This is a genomic window from Streptomyces narbonensis (assembly GCF_014649015.1).
GTDB lineage: Bacteria > Actinomycetota > Actinomycetes > Streptomycetales > Streptomycetaceae > Streptomyces > Streptomyces narbonensis.
The window spans coordinates 1-559 of record NZ_BMSF01000178.1; the positions used below are offsets into that span (position 1 = coordinate 1).

Sequence of the window (559 nt, forward strand, 5' to 3'; positions counted from 1 at the left end):
ACTAAACAAAAAACTGTTTCTTGTTCGAATAGTAAAAGAAGGTTTTCCCAAATGCTATTGTTATTTAGAAACGCTGGAAATACAGTATTTTTTGAAGAACTATCCGTTTTACCCGAACCTATTTTAATTCAATTCTTAAGTACTAATTAAAGTCTGCTTAATACATATAGAGTATATCTTACATACCATTAACATGTAAGTTAAATTTTAAGTCAAAGATATTGAGTTTTTTAAAGAACATTTGGTGTATGTGAGGCCATCTGCGCTAATATTTTCAAAATTAGTTTCAATTGAGGGGCCACTTGTTGTGTTGAATTTTGGGGGTAGTATTTTTTTGCAACTAGATATGTTATCGTCATGAGTTTGAAGTGGAGCTAAAGAATCACTCTGTAGCTCGTTCTCCCCGTAAAAACTATTTATGCTCTCTGCTGGTAATTCATCGTGTTCTAAAAGAGGAGAGGGCGAGGCATTTTCGTGAATGCTAGCTTCACTAGTAGCGATAATACTCTTCGGGCAAGATTTATGCAGGAAATCAAAAAGAAGTGGATAATGTGCCACA

1 protein-coding gene is annotated in these 559 nt (G+C 34.0%); it reads right to left on the minus strand.

Annotated features, from left to right (window positions below; genetic code table 11):
* Nucleotides 1-207: 207 nt before the first annotated feature.
* Nucleotides 208-559, minus strand: a 352-nt coding sequence (locus IE124_RS36415) for a hypothetical protein (protein ID WP_229833207.1), incomplete at its 5' end; no start/stop codon positions are given.